General features: G+C 74.0%; 14 protein-coding genes. 5 read left to right on the plus strand and 9 right to left on the minus strand.

Annotated elements, in window-relative coordinates:
• Nucleotides 1-32: 32 nt before the first annotated feature.
• Nucleotides 33-1,232, plus strand: coding sequence for a PLP-dependent aspartate aminotransferase family protein (locus K7G59_RS28455; protein ID WP_225839148.1), 1,200 nt, complete (start codon nt 33-35; stop codon nt 1,230-1,232).
• 121 nt (nt 1,233-1,353) lie between these two features.
• Here the strand turns inward: K7G59_RS28455 and K7G59_RS28460 are convergent, their stop codons facing one another.
• The 5 genes from K7G59_RS28460 to K7G59_RS28480 form a co-directional block, all read right to left on the minus strand.
• Nucleotides 1,354-2,802, minus strand: coding sequence for a GNAT family N-acetyltransferase (locus K7G59_RS28460; RefSeq protein ID WP_225839150.1), 1,449 nt, complete (start codon nt 2,800-2,802; stop codon nt 1,354-1,356).
• An 88-nt stretch (nt 2,803-2,890) separates the two neighbouring features.
• Nucleotides 2,891-5,548: a DUF6493 family protein gene (locus K7G59_RS28465; RefSeq protein WP_225839153.1), complete on the minus strand. Its 2,658-nt coding sequence runs from the start codon at nt 5,546-5,548 to the stop codon at nt 2,891-2,893.
• A complete protein-coding gene (locus K7G59_RS28470; RefSeq protein WP_225839179.1) occupies nt 5,545-6,951 on the minus strand; it encodes an SWIM zinc finger family protein in 1,407 nt (468 codons plus the stop codon). Before K7G59_RS28470 ends, K7G59_RS28465 begins: the two co-directional genes overlap by 4 nt.
• 157 nt (nt 6,952-7,108) lie before the next feature.
• Nucleotides 7,109-8,692 (minus strand): alkaline phosphatase, encoded by a 1,584-nt coding sequence (locus tag K7G59_RS28475; RefSeq protein ID WP_225839182.1) that lies wholly within the window; start codon nt 8,690-8,692, stop codon nt 7,109-7,111.
• 276 nt (nt 8,693-8,968) lie between these two features.
• The gene (locus K7G59_RS28480; protein ID WP_225839184.1) at nt 8,969-9,799 is read right to left on the minus strand and encodes an alpha/beta fold hydrolase; all 831 of its coding nucleotides are present in this window, start codon (nt 9,797-9,799) and stop codon (nt 8,969-8,971) included.
• A gap of 196 nt (nt 9,800-9,995) precedes the next feature.
• Between K7G59_RS28480 and K7G59_RS28485 the strand changes: the two genes are divergently transcribed.
• On the plus strand, nt 9,996-10,757 hold the full coding sequence (locus K7G59_RS28485) for a GntR family transcriptional regulator (protein WP_225839187.1): 762 nt from the start codon (nt 9,996-9,998) through the stop codon (nt 10,755-10,757).
• Nucleotides 10,758-10,882: 125 nt separating this feature from the next.
• Here K7G59_RS28485 and K7G59_RS28490 read toward each other — a convergent pair whose 3' ends face one another.
• The 3 genes from K7G59_RS28490 to K7G59_RS28500 form a co-directional block, all read right to left on the minus strand.
• Nucleotides 10,883-12,049, minus strand: a complete 1,167-nt coding sequence (locus K7G59_RS28490; protein ID WP_225839190.1) for an ROK family protein — start codon at nt 12,047-12,049, stop codon at nt 10,883-10,885.
• 122 nt (nt 12,050-12,171) lie between these two features.
• Nucleotides 12,172-12,828 (minus strand): response regulator transcription factor, encoded by a 657-nt coding sequence (locus K7G59_RS28495; RefSeq protein WP_225839192.1) that lies wholly within the window; start codon nt 12,826-12,828, stop codon nt 12,172-12,174.
• 36 nt (nt 12,829-12,864) lie between these two features.
• Complete coding sequence (locus tag K7G59_RS28500) at nt 12,865-14,019, minus strand: sensor histidine kinase (RefSeq protein ID WP_225839194.1); 1,155 nt, start codon at nt 14,017-14,019, stop codon at nt 12,865-12,867.
• A gap of 108 nt (nt 14,020-14,127) precedes the next feature.
• On the opposite strand from K7G59_RS28500, the gene K7G59_RS28505 reads away from it, so the two are divergent.
• The 3 genes from K7G59_RS28505 to K7G59_RS28515 are packed head-to-tail and all read left to right on the plus strand — an operon-like array spanning nt 14,128 to nt 16,246.
• Nucleotides 14,128-15,048, plus strand: coding sequence for an ABC transporter ATP-binding protein (locus K7G59_RS28505; RefSeq protein ID WP_225839197.1), 921 nt, complete (start codon nt 14,128-14,130; stop codon nt 15,046-15,048).
• Nucleotides 15,049-15,050: 2 nt separating this feature from the next.
• Nucleotides 15,051-15,761 (plus strand): ABC transporter permease subunit, encoded by a 711-nt coding sequence (locus K7G59_RS28510; RefSeq protein WP_225839199.1) that lies wholly within the window; start codon nt 15,051-15,053, stop codon nt 15,759-15,761.
• Nucleotides 15,762-15,802: 41 nt separating this feature from the next.
• On the plus strand, nt 15,803-16,246 hold the full coding sequence (locus tag K7G59_RS28515; RefSeq protein WP_225839202.1) for a hypothetical protein: 444 nt from the start codon (nt 15,803-15,805) through the stop codon (nt 16,244-16,246).
• Here the strand turns inward: K7G59_RS28515 and K7G59_RS28520 are convergent.
• Nucleotides 16,243-16,603, minus strand: a 361-nt coding sequence (locus K7G59_RS28520; protein ID WP_225839204.1) for a mismatch-specific DNA-glycosylase, incomplete at its 5' end; no start/stop codon positions are given. The genes K7G59_RS28515 and K7G59_RS28520 overlap by 4 nt on opposite strands.

The raw sequence follows: 16,603 nt of genomic DNA on the forward strand, positions 1-16,603 counted from the left end.
CGGTCATCCGTTCTGTGTTCACCCTTCCCGCCATGGACTCAGCGAGCACCGGTGCCTACGACCACGTACGCACCGCATCGAGAGCACTGGCCACCGAGGCCGTGCACGCCGGCCGCGACGACCTCGCCCGCCAGGGGCTGCACGCCCCGCCGATCGACCTGTCGACCACCTATCCCTCCTACGACAGCCGCGCCGAGGCCGCCCGCATCGACGCCTTCGCCGCCGACGGCGCCGACCCGGTGGGCCCGCCGGTCTACGGCCGTCTCGGCAACCCGACCGTCGCCCGCTTCGAGACCGCCCTGGCCCGGCTGGAGGGCACGGAGTCCGCGGTCGCGTTCGCCAGCGGCATGGCCGCGCTCAGCGCGGTCCTCCTCGCCCGGTCCGCCATGGGCCTGCGGCACGTGGTCGCCGTACGGCCCCTGTACGGCTGCAGCGACCACCTGCTGACCGCCGGGCTGCTCGGCTCGGAGGTCACCTGGACCGACCCGGCCGGGATCACCGACGCGCTGCGCCCGGACACCGGCCTGGTGATGGTCGAGTCCCCGGCCAACCCCACCCTCGCCGAACTCGACCTGCGGGCCGTCGCCCACGCCTGCGGCTCGGTCCCGCTGCTCGCCGACAACACCTTCGCCACGCCCGTCCTGCAGCGCCCGGCGGAACTCGGCGCCCGCCTGGTGCTGCACAGCGCCACCAAGTACCTCGGCGGCCACGGCGACGTGCTGGCCGGCGTGGTGGCCTGCGACGAGGAGTTCGCGGGACGGCTGCGGCAGATACGTTTCGCCACCGGTGGTGTCCTGCACCCGCTGGCGGGCTACCTGCTGCTGCGCGGGCTCTCCACGCTGCCGGTGCGGGTACGGGCGGCCTCCGCCAACGCCGCCGAACTCGTCCGCCGTCTCTCCGCCGACCCGCGTGTGGCCCGCGTCCACTATCCGCGGCTCGGCGGCGCGATGATCGCCTTCGAGGTGCACGGCGACCCGCACGAGGTCATCTCCCGCGTCCGGCTGGTCACCCCGGCGGTCAGCCTCGGCAGCGTCGACACCCTCATCCAGCACCCGGCGTCCATCAGCCACCGCATCGTCGACGCCGATGACCGGCGCGGCGCCGGGGTGAGCGACCGGCTGCTGCGCCTCTCGGTGGGCCTGGAGGACGTCGACGATCTCTGGGCGGACCTGGACAACGCCCTCGGGGAACGGATCCTGACCCCCGTGCCGCTCCAGGAGGCGAAGGCCTGACGGCCTTGAGGAGGTGAGACGTACGGCGGCCCGGCCGGCCAGTGCCGGGCCGCCGTACCTGTGGGGGGCCTCGTCGTCCGCTCGCCGCGTCCGGTGCGCAGGGCTGCGCGTGGCTGCGGCCTCAGCCCCTGCGGGACGGGCCGCCGAGCTGCTCACGCCGAGTGGCGTACGACGGCCGGGAGGCGACCGGGGTGGCGTCCAAGCGGGCCGTGATCACCAGGGTGCCCTCCTCGATCTGGTAGTCCAGGGGCAGCCCGAGCCCGCGCATCGCGGCGATCATGCCCGTGTTGGAGGCCTGCGTCACGGCGTACACGCTCTCGCAGCCCGCCTCCACCGCCATCGACACCAGCCGGCTGAGCAGCTCGGTGCCGATACCGCGCCGCTGCCACGCGTCCTCGACGAGCAGCGCGACCTCCGTCTCGTCGCCGTCCCACAGCAGATGTCCGAGGCCGACGATGCGGCCCGCGGTGGTCTGCGCGGCCAGGGTCCGCCCGAAGCGGGGGCTGAGCAGGTGGTTCAGATAGCGGTCGGCGTCACCGACCGGCCCGTGGTAGCGCATGCCGAGGGTGCGCGAGGAGCACCGTTCGTGCATCGCCCTGGCCGCTGCCAGGGCGCCGGTGTCGACGCGGCGCACGGTGATGTCGTTGCCCTCGGGCAGGGTCAGCACGTCCTGGCCGCCCGGAATCCGCGGACCGAGTCGGCTGTCCAGCTCCACCAGCGCGCAGGCCCGCGCGAACTCGGCCGGTGTGAAGGGCAGATACGGCCGCTCCACCGTGAGCACCCCACCCTCGGGATCCCGCAGCCGCATGACGGTGTCCTCCAGGACACCCTCCACGGGCACCGGTTCCGTCGCCCCGCCCCCGCCGACCGGCACGCCGGGCAGCGAACGGATCGTGCACCGGCCCAGCAACTGCCTGAGCGCCAGCGGAAGTTCCGCCGGATCAAGGGCGGTGCGGGCCGCCAGGCCGAGGATACGGGTCGGAGCGTCGACCAGGTCATGGGCGTCGGCCCGCTCGATCCACGTCGACGCGCCGCCGGCCCGTGCGACGGCCCGGGTGATCTCGGCCGCGGGCAGTGTGTCCGGCGCCCGCAGCAGGAACTCGTCCACCGTGCCGTCGGCCAGCGGGTGCGTCTGCAGGCTCAGGATGTCGACCCGCCCGGCGGCCAGCGCCGTGCACAGGGCGGCCAGCGAACCGGGCTCGTCCTTCACGGTCGTCCGCATCCGCCACAGCACGCTCGCCCGGTCCGCGCCCCGGTCCGCTGCCTGCGGCGCTGCGGGCTGCCCGGCCGGCCGTGTCCCGTCGGCCGGCCGGGCACCGGTATCCGCCCTCGGCGGTGCGTGCCCGTGGCGGCGTGCCCACCAGATGTGGAAGCCCGTCGTCGCGGCGAGCACGATCGCGGAGATCACCAGCAGCGCCGGGCCGCCGGGCCCGTGGCCGATCACGTTGGCCACGGCGTCGGCCACGGCCACCGCCGTGAACAGGGCGGCGAGTTCGACGACGTCCCGCCGCCAGTGGTGCACGGGCCTGCCGTGCTTCGTTCGGGTCACATCGGACATGTCTGGAGTCATGCAGCCACTGTGGAGCAGAGGTGTTGCGTGATCACGAACTGATTGTGACCGATGGGTTAAGCATGCTCCGCCCTGTTTGTTGCGGTTTCTACCGCAGCTCCAGCGCCTCCCGCAGCCGCCGGGCCTCGGCCACCAGACGCGAGCCGCCCTTGCGCGAGGCGATCTGCGCCAGATACGGGAGTGCCGCGCGCGCCCCGGTCCGCTCGGCACAGTCCGCCGCGACGGCCAGCAGCTCCCCGAGGCCCCGCGGCGCCACGGCGGCCGCCTCCGGCCGGGCGGCCGCCAGGCCGGCGAGCAGCGGGGGCAGGGTGTGCCGGAGCGCGCTCCAGATCGTGGCGTTGGCGCCGGTGGCCGCCGCCGTCCGCACCGACTCGGCCAGGCGCAGCGGCTTCAGCGCCCCGCGCCGCACCAACTCGGCGATATCCAGGCCCAGTCGCTCCGTATCGAGCTGCTGCCGCGCGGCGAGCACCAGCAGAGCGTCCACGGCGGCCAGCCGGTCCTCCGGGTACCGCGCGCCGAGCCCGTAGGCCACGCACAGGTGCACCGCCTCGCCGGCCTCGCCGCCGGACTCGGCGAGCAGCGGCAGAACGGCGGCACCCCGTCCGTCCGCGACGGCCGCGTTCGCCAGGTCGTTCAGCAGCCGGGCCGCGACCAGTTCCCGCCGCTCGGGCAGTACGGCGAGCCAGTGCGGGCGTATCGCCTGGTTCCAGTGGTGGCAGTACCACCGGTCGTCGAAGATCGACAGCGGCCGGCCGAGCCGGTGGAACGCCTGCGTAAAACCCTCCTGGAACTCCCGTACTTCGCCCAGCTCCAGCAGGATCCGCGCGTCCCTGGCCCGGCGCCTGACCGAGGGTTCGGCGGCATCGGTGGCGGTCAGCCAGCGGGCGAGCCGCGCGCCCTCCGGTATGCCGAGCGCCCGCGCCCTCCGGGCCGCTTCCTCGGCCGCCGTCCGGTCGTCCCGGCGCACGCGCAGCAGGGCCTGGGCGAAGTCGGCCGCGCCGATCCGGGCGTCCAGCCGCCGGTACTCCGCGAGGCGGTCCACCAGTTCGTCCGGCTCCAGCAGGCCAGTGCTCCAGCTGGGCGTGGCCAGCAGCAGCGGCAGCGGTTCCGCCCGCAGACGGTACGCCACTTCGCGCAGTCGGGCGTCGAAGACGCGGGCGAGGCCGCTGTGCGGGCACGGGTGCTCGTCCGGCCCGCGCCGCATCGCCGTGTGCAGCGTCGCTGTGTGAATCCTGCCGTCCAGCGTGGCCAGCAGCAGGTCGAGGCCCTGCTGGGCGTCGAGCACGCGGTAGCGGCTGCTGCCGAAGATGTCGTCGACACGCGGCCAGTGGGGGTGGTCCGCCGTGACCCACCAGCGGTTCGCGACCACCGGTGCCAGCGCATCGCGCAGTGCGTCCGGGTCCCGGCAGGCGTGCCGCACCAGGCCGTCCAGCGCCCGCTCGAACACGGCCACGTCCTCACCGCCGGACGCGAGCAGCGCCCCAACCTCCTCGGCCACTTCGACCGCCGTCTTCGGTGCGGACGCGAGCCGGACCGGCTCCGGCGCCGGCGGCAGCACCTCCTCGTACGTCTCCGGGGCCCGGTCCACCGTGGGAATGCCCAGCGCGGCGGACGCCCGCCCGTGCAGGGCCGGTGGCAACCGGTCGGCGAGCACGGCGAGTTCCTCACCGATCTCGGCGAGGCCCGGCTCGCCCGCGTGCCGTTCGACGAGTTTCAGGGCGCGCTCCTGCACCTGGGTGTCCTCATGGCCGAACGCCTGGGCCACCACCGGCAGCAGCTCCGCAACGGCGGCGGCGTCACGGGACAGGAGCTTGGCGAGAAGGACGAGCTGGGCCCGGACCAGCTTCTTCTCGGCGCGCAAGAGCAGTCCTTCGGAGACCTCGGCCAGCTGCCGCACGGTCAGTTCGCCGTCCAGTGCCAGGGCGGCGAGCACCGCCTGGGCGTGGGCGGCCACGGGGGAGACCGCGTCACGGGCGAGCGCCGTCCAGTCGGCGACCCGCTCGCGCTCCTCCTCGCGGGTCAGGCCGAGCCGGGTCAGCAGCGGCAGGAAGATCCGGTGGTCCGTGGGACCACCGCCGCGCAGCAGCCGGGCCACGCAGGCGTCGATCACGAAGGTCCGGTCGAGGGAGCCCTCCTGGGCCAGCGTCGCGAGGGCGCACTGCCAGGAGTCCGGTCCGTCGCCGAGCAGCCACCGGACCTCACCGAGGTCCTTGAGGGCGAAGAGCCCGGTGACCAGCGGGGTCAGATGCGGTTCACGGCGCAGCTGTTCCAGGACACCGCCGCGGCGCCGGCCGCCGACATACTGGATCCAGCCGATCACATAGGCGTCCGTCACCGGCACCTCGCGGCCCGACCTGCCGGCCAGGCCCGCCATCAGCTCGTACGGCACCCGGGCGGACACCGGCCGCTGGGCCAGCCGCTGTGCGACATCGGCCAGCCAGCCGGTGTCTCGGTGCTCCAGGGCCCGCAGCAGCGTCTCGGCCGGCGCCTGGCTCCAGCGCATGTCGGTCGCCGCGAGCCAGCCTGCCGCCGCAGCCGCACCGGTGTGACAGGCGGCTCCGGCCAGGTGCAGCGCCGGATGGATCCGCTCGGGACCGGCCTCCCGGCGTGGAATCGCCCGCAGCTCCTTGCGCAGCTCCTTCAACCGGGGGAGCACCGCCCGCCGTTCCTCGTCCGTCATCTCCGCCAGCACGCGCAGCGTCTCCGCCGTGCGTCCTGTCCGTACCGCCGCCATCAGCGCGCTCACCGCACACCCCCCTCGATCTCCGCCGTGTCCTGCGCCGGCAGGGCACCCCGCCGTACCATCCGCACCGCCAGCGCGTGCTTGCACGGTCCGCGCCCGCCCCGGTACTTCGCCCACCACAGACAGCTGCACGTGAGAACACCCGCCTCGTCGCGCACCCGGTGCTCATGACCGTCCTCGGCGGTCACCGTGGCGAGCGAGCCGTCCACCGTGACCGCACCCGCCGCCACCAGCGCCCGCGCGGCACGCAGGCGCGGGTTGTGCCGCTCGGCGCGCGCGGCGTCGTACGGCAGTTCACGGTGGAAGTAGGCCGCCTCCGCCGTGTCGTACCCGACCCGGCCCGAGGTGCCGAGGCGGACCAGGGCGGCCCGCACCCGCTCGGGCGTCAGGCCCGAGGCCGCCGCGAGTCCGGCGACGTCGACGCGCGGCTCCCAGGCCAGCAGCACCGCGACCAGCTCGGCGTCCGCCGCCGCGTCGTCGGTGGCGAGGGCGTCCAGGACGCCGCCCTCCCCGGAGAAGCCGCGCGAGGCGTCCGGCGACAGGGTGAGTGTGAGTCGCATGCCTGGCAGGACGACTTCCCAGGCGGCGGCCGTCGCGGCCGTACCGGTGACCGGCGGCCCGTACACGCGCAGGGCCGTCGCGTGCCGCAGCACCCGCTGGAGCGCGACCAGGCGTTCCGGGCCCGGCAGGCAGACGGCGCCCGGCACCGCCCGGGTCGTCGGCCGCAGCCCGCGGCCCACCGGCACCACCCAGCGCGGGCCCGCCGCGGACCGACGGCCCGCGCCCGTCCGGGGCAGCCCGCGCAGGAACCGCACCGCCTCGTCCGCCGGCAGCTCGGCCCGCAGATCGAACCCGGCGGCGATCACCTGGGCCTCCGCGAACCCGCGCAGCCATCGGTCGGGCAGCGGGACCTTCTTCTCCACCACGGGACCGTCGAGCGTGGTGACGGCCAGCTCCTCCGGGCCCACGCGCAGGTGCAGCGGGTCGTCACCGCCGATCCGGGAGAGGGCCTCGCGCAGAGGGTCGTTGACGTCGACGTTCGTCGTCCCGTGCCCCACCTCGCCGCCGTCCAGGCCCGGGGGCAGCACGTCCAGGCGTGCGTACACCCCGCCGCAGCCGGAGAAGGACTCGAAGCGCAGGCGGTCGCCGTTGCCCGTGACCACCGGGTCGAGCGAGGCGCGTAGCTGCGGCTGGTAGTACCGCGCCGCCGCCACGTCGGCCACCGCGAGCAGCCCGGCGGCGGCCACCTGCGGCGAGGTCAGGAAGCCCGCGAAGAACCTCGGATGGTCCTCGGCGCCCGTGGGGGTCGCACCCCGGGACGTCTCCAGCCCGAGCAGCCGCCCGTCCGCCCCCGAGCGCAGCACGGAGGACCGGCGATAGGCCACTGCCTGCAGTGATCGCGTCATGGGAAAACCGTAGAGGTGACCACTGACAATAGGTCTGAGCTGCAAAGACACACGCCGGGCAGGGGAGTTGGCGAATGCCGGAGCATACCGCGCACCGGGGGATGACGCCGGTGCGCGGCACGGCCTAGAGAGTACGGGACCGCGGTTCCGCGGACACCTACTGGCCGACCCGGCCCGGCTGCAGCGCCTTGGTGAACAGCACCGTGCCGTCCTGCTCGCGCAGCCGTACCGTCAGCTCGCCGCCGGCGGCGATGTCGACCTCGCCGAAGAACTGGTAGCCGCCGGCGGGAGAGACGTTCGCCGTCGGGGGCGCCTTCACGAACACCCGCTCCGGACCGAAGGTGCCGTCGAGCGCGCCGGCCGGGAAGGCGCCGGCGTTCAGCGGGCCGGAGACGAACTCCCAGAACGGCTCGAAGTCGGTGAACGCGGCACGCGAGGGCTGGTAGTGCTGGGCGCAGGTGTAGTGCACGTCCGCGGTCAGCCACAGCGTGCCGGTGATCTTCCTGTGCTTGATGAAGCGCAGCAGCTCGGCGATCTGCAGCTCACGGCCCAGCGGAGCACCCGGGTCACCCTGCGCGACCGCCTCGAAGTCCGGCTTGCCCTCCATCGGGTCGGGCACGACGAGACCGAGCGGCATGTCGGCGGCGATCACCTTCCACACCGCCTGCGACCGGGACAGCTCCCGCTTGAGCCACTCCAGCTGCTCGCGGCCGAGGATGCCCTGGGGGTCGACGGTCTGGTCGTCGGGGGAGTTGGCGTTGCGGTAGGAGCGCATGTCGAGGACGAACACGTCCAGCAGCGGGCCCTGGTGCAGCACGCGGTAGATCCGGCCCTCCTGCGTGCCGGGCCGCAGCGTCGAGACGGGGAAGTACTCGCTGAACGCCCGCCGGGCGCGCGCGGCCAGCACGTCGATGCTCTTCTCGGTGTACCGGGTGTCGGTGGAGGCGATCACCTCGCCCGGGTACCAGTTGTTGCGCACCTCGTGGTCGTCCCACTGGACGACCGAGGGCACCTGGGCGTTGAACCGGCGGAGGTTGTCGTCCAGCAGGTTGTAGCGGAAGTTGCCCCGGTACTCGGCCAGGGTCTCGGCGACCTTCGACTTCTCCTCGGTGGTGATGTTCCGCCACGTACCGCCGCCCGGCAGGGCCTGCGTGGCGGCGATCGGGCCGTCGGCGTACACGTTGTCGCCGCTGCACAGGAAGAAGTCCGGGTCCAGCTTCGCCATCGCGTCGTAGATCCGGTAGCCGCCGAAGTCGGGGTTGATGCCCCAGCCCTGGCCGGCGAGGTCGCCCGACCACAGGAAGCGCACGCCGTCGCGGTGACGTCGGGAGACGGTGCGGAAGGTTCCGGTCACCGGCTCGCCGGTGCGGCGCGGGTCGTCCGGATCCTCCAGCACCACGCGGTAGTGGATCTGCTCGCCGGACGGCAGGCCGTGCAGCCGGGTGGTACCGGTGAAGTCCGTGCCCGGTCCCAGCAGCGGGCCCTGCCACCTGCGCGGGTCGCGGAACGACTCGGTGGCCGAGGTCTCCACGACCATCCGGGCGGGCCGGTCCGAACGCACCCACACCAGGCCCGAGTCGGTGGTGATGTCACCCGCCTGCACGCCCCAGCTCGCCTCGGGGCGCCCGGAGCGGGCGAACGCCGGTGCCGCGCCGATGCTCACGGGCAGCGAGAGGGCCGCGGAGGCGGCGAGGGAACCGCGCAGAATGCTGCGGCGGTCCGGGAGCTGAGGGTGTGACATGGCTGTGCCTCCGGGGATGGATCCGGCCGGTGTTGGGGTCAACACCCAACTGGGGAGCCACAGCGGAAACGTGGATTCAACAAGAACGGGGGGTGATGAAACAGGGCTTGTGGGGCGGGGACGAACGTCCCGCGAGGCCGACGTCCCGCGAGGCCGACGTCCCGCGAGGCCGACGTCCCGCGAGGCCGGCGTCCCGCCAGGTCGATGGCCCGCCAGGTCGGCGAGCCGTCGAGCCGGTGTTCTCGGCCGTTCGCGGGATCGGGGTTCTTGCGGCGGTCAGCGGCTGCCGTCGAGGATCACGCGGGCGACGAGCGCCGGGTCGTCGTTCATGGGGACGTGGCCGCACCCGGGCAGCCGTACCAGACGGGCGTGCGGGATGAGCCGCTTGGCGCGCACGCCCTGACGGCGCATGAGCACCCGGTCCCGGGAGCCCCAGGCCACGGTGACCGGCATGCCAGGCAGGTCGTCGGTGAACCGGACCGTGGTGCCCGCCTTCAGGGTCTGCTCGAACCCGGTGGCACCCGCCAGCGCCAGCGTCTCGGCGACCACGGCCTCCGGCGCGCGGCGGGCCGGACGGCCGTAGACGGTGCTCGTCAGCACGGTGCGGCCGGCCGCCGTGCGCGACAGCCGCTCCACGAGCGGCAGCGGGAGCCGCTGGGCGATGCCGCGCATCGTGATCAGGACGCCGAAGGCGTAACGCCGCTCGGCCTGCGTCCAGAAACCGGCCGGGGACAGGGCGGTGACGGACCGTACGAGCTTCTCCCGGCCCAGCTCGAGGGCCACCAGGCCGCCGAGCGAGTTGCCCGCGACGTGCGGGCGTTCCAGCTCCAGCGCCTCGAAGAGGGCGCCCAGGACGGCGCCGGTCGTGGGCAGGTCGTAGGCCAGCCCGGCCGGCAGGGCCGGGGACGCGCCGAACCCCGGCAGGTCCACGGCGACCACCTCGCGTTCGGTGGCGAGGATGTCCACCACCGGGTCCCATGCCTGCAGATGGTGGCCGATGCCGTGCAGCAGGACCAGCGGTTCACCGCGTCCCACGCGCGCGTACGCGACGGTCACGTCCGTCGGGCCGTGCGGGGTCGGGACCTTGATGGCGACGGTGGTGGGCATGTGCGCTCCTCGTCAGGGCTGCGGACGGACACCATAGACAGCTTGTCAGCAATCACTACCGACGGGTAGCCCCCAGGGGTCGGGCATTGGTCTTGACCAAGGGTGAGGGCCGCCCTATCGTCGCAGAGAACTGCAACAACCTTTAATAAACAAGGGCGCCATAAACCGCCGGACCACGGCTCTTGCGGAGGACAGGGTGGGGACCACGCAGCTGGAAGCGGTGCCGGAACCGAAGTACTGGCACCTCAAGACCGTGCTCAGCGAGGCACTCGACTCCGAGTTCTCGGTCGGCGAGATCCTGCCCAACGAGCGCGACCTCGCCGCCCGCTTCGGCGTGGCCCGCGCCACGCTCCGCCAGGCGCTGGAACAGCTGGAGCTGGAAGGCCGGCTCCAGCGCCGCCGCGGCGTCGGCACCACCGTCGCGCCGCCGCGTGTCGGCGTGGCCGTCGGCGCGGGACAGCAGACCTGGCCGGAAGCCGAGGACGACGCCTGGCAGCCCGTCGACTGCGTCCAGGCCGCGCCGCCGGCGGCCGTCTCCGCCGCCCTGGAGACCGCCTCCGGCGAGCCCCTGCACACCGTGCGCCGCATCCGGACCTCCCACGGCCAGCACGTCGCCACGGAGCTGCTCTACGTCCCGGCCGTCTCGGTGCCCGACCTCAGCGCGATCGACGCCCCCTCCGGCGCGGCACGGGCGCGTGCGGTGCTGCGCGAGCTGCAGCACCTGACCCTGGAAGGCCAGGACCGCGCCGTCGAGCTGGGCTCGGCCCGTGCGGACGACGCCAGGGAACTCGACCGGCTCCCCGGCGCGCCCGTCCTGGTCGTCACCACCCGCTACTTCGCCGCGGGCCGCACCGCCGCCCTGTCCGTGGCGACCTACCGCGCCGACACCTGCCGGCTGACCTTCGGCGACCCGGCCGGCGTGGAAATACACCACGATTCCGAGCGCCAGGCCTCCTGACCCCGCCAGGTCTGCGCCCACGCCCGGAACGCCGGGCGGGGCCACTTCATCAGGGCACCAGCCACGACGGTGCCGTGGCCGTCCGGTGAACCCGTCCGGCGGGCACGGCCCGATGGCCGGCGCCGTCACCGTACGGCTCGGCGCCGCGTCACCGTGCCCTCCACCGCGAACAGCTGCTCCTCGACGTGGTCGAGGGCGAGGCGCAGGGCGCCGGTCGCCACGGCCGCCTCACCGAGCAGGGACAGCGCGACCTGTGGGGGCCGCAGGCAGTAGCGCGCCAGTTCACTGCGCAGCGGCTCCAGCACGCCGTCCAGGCCGGCCGCCCAGCCGCCGACGACGACCAGCTCCGGGTCGAGGGCCAGCACCAGCGCGGCCACGTCGTGGACGAGGCGCTGGATGAACCGCTCCACGGCCGCCAGCGCCCGCTGGTCACCCTCCCGGGCGAGCGCGAACACCTCCGCGACCGCCTGCTCGTCCAGCGGATGCAACGGCTCGTCCGTGGTGGACAGCAGCGTCTCCGGGGTCTCCTCCCGGCCCAGCAGATGCAGCGCGCCGATCTCCCCGGCCGCCCCGCCGTACCCCCGGTGCAGCCGCCCGCCGATCAGCGAACCCGCCCCGGGGCTCAACCCCGCCAGCACGAACACCACGTCGTCCGACTCGGCCGCCGCGCCCTTCCAGTGCTCGGCCACCGCCGCCGCGTTGGCGTCGTTCTCCACCAGCACCGGGCACTTGAAGGAACGGCTCAGGCGCTCGCCCAGCCGCAGCCCCGTCCACTCGGGCAGGGCCGTACCCAGCCGTACCGTGCCGTCGGCCTCGACGATCCCCGGCGTGCCCACCCCCACCGCCCGCAGCGAGCCGCGTGCCACGCCGGCCCGCCGCAGCAGCTCCGCGACCGCACCGCGCAGCCGTTCCAGCCGTTCGTCGGCCGAAGCCGTCTCGTCGACCTCCTTGGTCTGCGCGCCCAGTACCCGCCCGTCCAGGTCGGACAGGAGCGCGGCGACCCGGTGCGCCCCGATCTCCAGGCCCAGCAGATGCCCCGCCTCGGCCCGGAACCGGAACCGCCGGGCGGGCCGCCCCTGACGGCGTGCGGCTCCGTCGTCGGCCGCCGACTCCACGACCAGCCCGGCCTCGACGAGCCCTTCGACGACCCCCTCGACGGTCGGCCGCGACAGACCCGTGACCCGGGCGATCTCGGTGAGCGTCGCGCAGTCCGTGGCACGCAGCGAGTGCAGCACCACCGCGGAATTGATCCTTCGCAGCAGCGAGGGATCGCCGCCGGTCAGCTGCCCCACCGTCGTCCTCCCAGCTCGCGGGCGTGTTGGGGCGGATCGTACTCGGCCGGGCCCACCCCGGCGAGCTCCGGGTTCCGCCGATCCGGCGGCCCTCGGGACCAGCCCGGTGCGGCGAAGACGGGTCAGCCCGGCGCGACGAACCCCGACTCGTACGCGGCGATCACCGCCTGGGTGCGGTCGCGTGCCCCGAGCTTGGCCAGCACGGCACTCACATGCGACTTCACCGTCTCCGTCCCGACGACCAGCCGGTCGGCGATCTCCGCGTTGGACAGCCCCCGCGCCATGAGCCGCAGCACCTCCGCCTCACGCTCCGTCAGTCCGGCCGCCGACAGCGGGGCACGGGCCGCAGGGCCGGCGTCGCCGTACCGGGCGGCGAGGCGGCGGACGGACGCCGGGAACAACAGCGACTCGCCCTCCGCGACCAGCCGCACGGCATGGACGATCTCGGCCGGCCTGGCCCGCTTCAGCAGGAACCCGTCGGCCCCCGCGCGCAGTGCCTCGTACACGAACTCGTCGTCCTCGAAGGTGGTCACCACCAGGATCCTGGGCGGCGCGTCGACCGTGCGCAGCAGCGCGCGCGTGGCCTCGATCCCGTCCATCAGAGGCATGCGCACGTCCATCGCGACCACGTCCGGCCGCAGTCGGCGCACCAGCGGGATGACCGCCGCACCGTCGGCCGCCTCGCCCACCACCTCGATGTCGGGCTGCGCCTCCAGCACGGCCCGAAGACCCGCACGGACCAGGGGTTCGTCATCGACGAGGAGCACGGTCACAGGCATCCGGCCAGCGTAGATCAACCCGTCCGCCGGCGCGGATCAGCCCAGCGGCAGCTCCGCGCGCACCTGCCAGTCGCCCTGGTCCGGTCCGGTGCGGGCACTGCCCCCGAGCAACTCCGCGCGCTCCCGTATGCCCCGCAGCCCGCTGCCCCGTCCGGGCTCGGGCAGCGCGGCCGGAAGCGGATTGCGGACCTCGACGGCGAGTGTGCTCCCGGCCACGGACACCCGTACCCGCACCGGTACGGCACCCGCGTGCCGCAGGACATTGGTCAGCGCCTCCTGGAGGATGCGGTACCCCTCCCGCGAGACGGGCCCCGGCACCGCCGCGACGGACCCGGTCACCTCGGCGTCCACTGTGGCGCCGGAGGCACGCGCGGAGCCCAGGAGGCGATCGGCGTCGGCCAGCGTGGGCCGGGCGCCGGCCGGCCGCTCCGACTCGCGCAGCACCCCGAGCACCCGCTCCAGGTCCGCGAGGGCGGCTCGGCCGGTCTCCTCGATGGCCTCCAGCGCGCGGTCGGTGAATCCCGGATCGCCCGCCGCCCGCGCGGCACCCGCCTGCACCACCGCCACCGTCAGGGCATGCCCGATGGAGTCGTGCAACTCCCGTGCGATGCGAGTGCGTTCGAGCAGCTGCTCGGTGCGCTCCTCCAGGGCGGCCAGCCGCTCGGCGGCAGACGGCCCGAGGAGTCGGCGCGCACCCGCGGTGACCAGCTCGCCGAGCCCCACGACAGCCCCGTACAGGGCGAGCAGCGGCAGCGGCACCAGCAGGGCGTACGCCCGCTCCGGAGGCAGCCGGTCCAGCAGTGGAAGACCGGACGGCGCCTGTCCCCACGCGCACCTCGCCAGTTCGTAGGTGACAACCGGCAGCCACACCGTGGCGAACATCGCCGCCGCGCCGAGGACCATCCGCAGCTCCAGCCACAGCACCGTGCGCAGCCGGTCCCGCCAGGTCGCCGACGGCGTCACGGAGATGCCCGGCTCCTCCTCGCCGGGCGTCAGCAGCAGCCTCGCCTGAACACCCTCGCCCATCCGCACGGCGGGCAGAAAACCGACCGGGACGAGTAACAGCGCGGGCACCCAGGGAGTCGACAAGTCGATGAAAAGCCACACGCTCACGATCAGCATGGGCACCCACAGATGCAGCAGGCGCGTGTACGTCGTCCCCCGCAGCAGCGGGCGCAGGAAGCGGGCCATGGGGTCATCGTCGCAGGCAGCCCCGACAAGGGACCTCCCCCGCGCGGGGGAGACGATCTCCACCGGCGGGGGAGGAACTTCAGCCGCGCACCCCGCCAGGCTGATGCCATGACCAGCATCGACGTACGAGACCTCACCAAGGAGTACGGCACCAAGCGGGCCGTGGACCACCTCACCTTCAGCGTCCGCCCCGGCCGCGTCACCGGTTTCCTCGGCCCCAACGGCGCCGGAAAGTCCACCACCATGCGGGTCGTCCTCGGCCTCGACCGGCCGACCTCCGGCACCGCCACCATCGGCGGCCACGCCTACGCCGGACTCCGCGACCCTCTGCGCCGGGTGGGCGCCCTGCTGGACGCACGGGCGGCGCACGGATCCCGCACCGCCCGCGACCATCTGCTGGCCCTGGCGGCGAGCAACCGCATCCCGGAGCGTCGGGTCGACACCGTCCTGGAGGAGACCGGCCTCGCGGCGGTGGCCCGGAGCCGGGTGAAGACGTACTCCCTCGGCATGCGGCAGCGGCTCGGCATCGCCGCCGCGCTCCTCGGCGACCCCGAGGTGATCCTGCTGGACGAGCCCGCCAACGGCCTCGACCCCGAAGGCATCGTCTGGATCCGCACGCTGCTGCGCCGGCTCGCGGCGCAGGGCCGTACGGTCCTGGTCTCCAGCCACCTGATGAACGAGACCGCCGCGTTCGCCGACCACCTGGTGATCCTCGGCCGAGGCCGCCTGCTCGCCGACACCCCCGTCCGGGACTTCATCCACGCGCGCGTGCGCCCCGAGGTCAGGATCCGCACCACCGAGCCCGCCGCGCTCGGCGACCTGCTCGCCCGGCACGGTCACGACGCCTCCCGGGACGAGGACGGGACGTGGACCGTGCGCCACGCGCGCGTGGACGAACTCGGCCGCCTCATGTCCGAGGCGGGCGTGCCCGTACTCGAACTGGCCGCGCGGGAAGCCACCCTGGAGCAGGCCTATTTCGATCTGACCGCGGCCGAGGCCGAGTTCACCGCCCTGCACCAGGAGGCCTGACCATGCCGTTCGTCCCCGTTCTGCACGCCGAGTGGATCAAGATCCGGACGCTCCGTTCGCTGGTGGGCAGCCTGGCCGCGATCGTCGTCGCCACCGTGGCGTTCTCCGCGCTCGCCTCGGCCGACGCCGACGACACGGATCCGCTGTTCTCGGCGTTCTTCGGCATCGGCTTCGGTCAGATCGCCGCGATCGCCTTCGGTACGACGGCCGTCGCGGCGGAGTTCCGGGGCGGTGCGCTGCGGCTGACGCTGGCCGCCGCGCCCGACCGGGGGCGCTGGTTCGCCGCGAAGGCCACGGCGATCGCCCTGCCGGTGCTGGCCGTGGGACTCCTCACCGGCCTGGTGACGCTGCTGGTGGGAAAGGCGGTCCTCGGCCGGCACGGTCCCGGCTGGGCCGAGGGACTGCGCGGCGCGGTCGGCTGCGGCCTGCACCTCACGCTGATGTCGCTGTTCGCCGCCGGACTGGCGGCCGTACTGCGCAGCGGGGTGGCGACCCTCTCCGTCCTGATCCCGTTCCTGCTGATCGTGTCCTTCGTCATCGGCGACCTGTCCGCGGGCGCCGCGGACTTCCTGCCCGACCGGGCCGGCCAGGTGGCCCTGCACAGTACCTGGGACGGTGCGCTCGGCCCCTGGACCGGGCTCGCGGTCACCGCGCTGTGGACGGCTGCGGCGCTGGGCGCGGGGGCGTGGAGCATCCACCGCAGGGACGCCTGACAGACCGCCACTTGTCAGTGGGTGCCGCTTTACTGGACCGCATGGACCTCGTGCGCTGTCTGAACGTCATCGACCTGCTGTGCGCCCAGGAGTTTCCCCGGGCGCACGGCAGGACGGAGCACGGCGAGAGCGGCCCCGGGTATCACATAGCCGCATTACGGACGAGTGGGGACTTCTGGGAGGACGACGGCACGGAACGGGCGGAGACGGAGGCCCAGTTCGACGCCGACCGGGACGGACTCGCCCAGCGGCTCACCGAGCGGTGGGGGCCGCCGCAGCGCTTCAGCCTGTACAGCGTCCTGCGCCGGGCGATGCAGGGCGAGCAGGTGGAGCAGCCGTGGGCGGCTCTGAGCGAGCACGTCCCGGACGTCCACCTGTGGCAGGCGCCCGGGCCGGGGCGCTGGGTGGCCCTCGGCGTGTCCCAGTGGGACAAGGAACTGGAGTTCCAGCTCCTTGCCGTGGTCACGGAGACAGACCCGCCCTAGGCCGGCGCGGCGTCCCGCAGCCGGGCGAACTCCTCCGCCATCGTCGCCGCCGTCCAGTGCGCGTTCAGCCCGCTGGGATTGGGCAGCACCCACACCCGGCTGTCGCCGATGGTCCGCTCCTGCGGCCCCACCTGCGCCCTGCGGTCCCCGAAGGCGGCCCGGTACGCCGTCACGCCGACCACGGCGAGCCACTCCGGGCGCCACCGGGTCACCTTGGCGGTCAGCAGCCGGCCGCCCTCGAGGTACTCCTCGGCGGTCAGTTCGTCGGCGCGTGCGGTGGCCCGTGCCACCACGTTCGTGATGCCGAGCCCGTACGTCAGCAGTTCGCGCTGCTCGGCGGGTTTCAGCAGCCTAGGT

Origin of the sequence: Streptomyces sp. NK08204, from assembly GCF_020400585.1 — a bacterium.
Classification (GTDB): domain Bacteria; phylum Actinomycetota; class Actinomycetes; order Streptomycetales; family Streptomycetaceae; genus Streptomyces.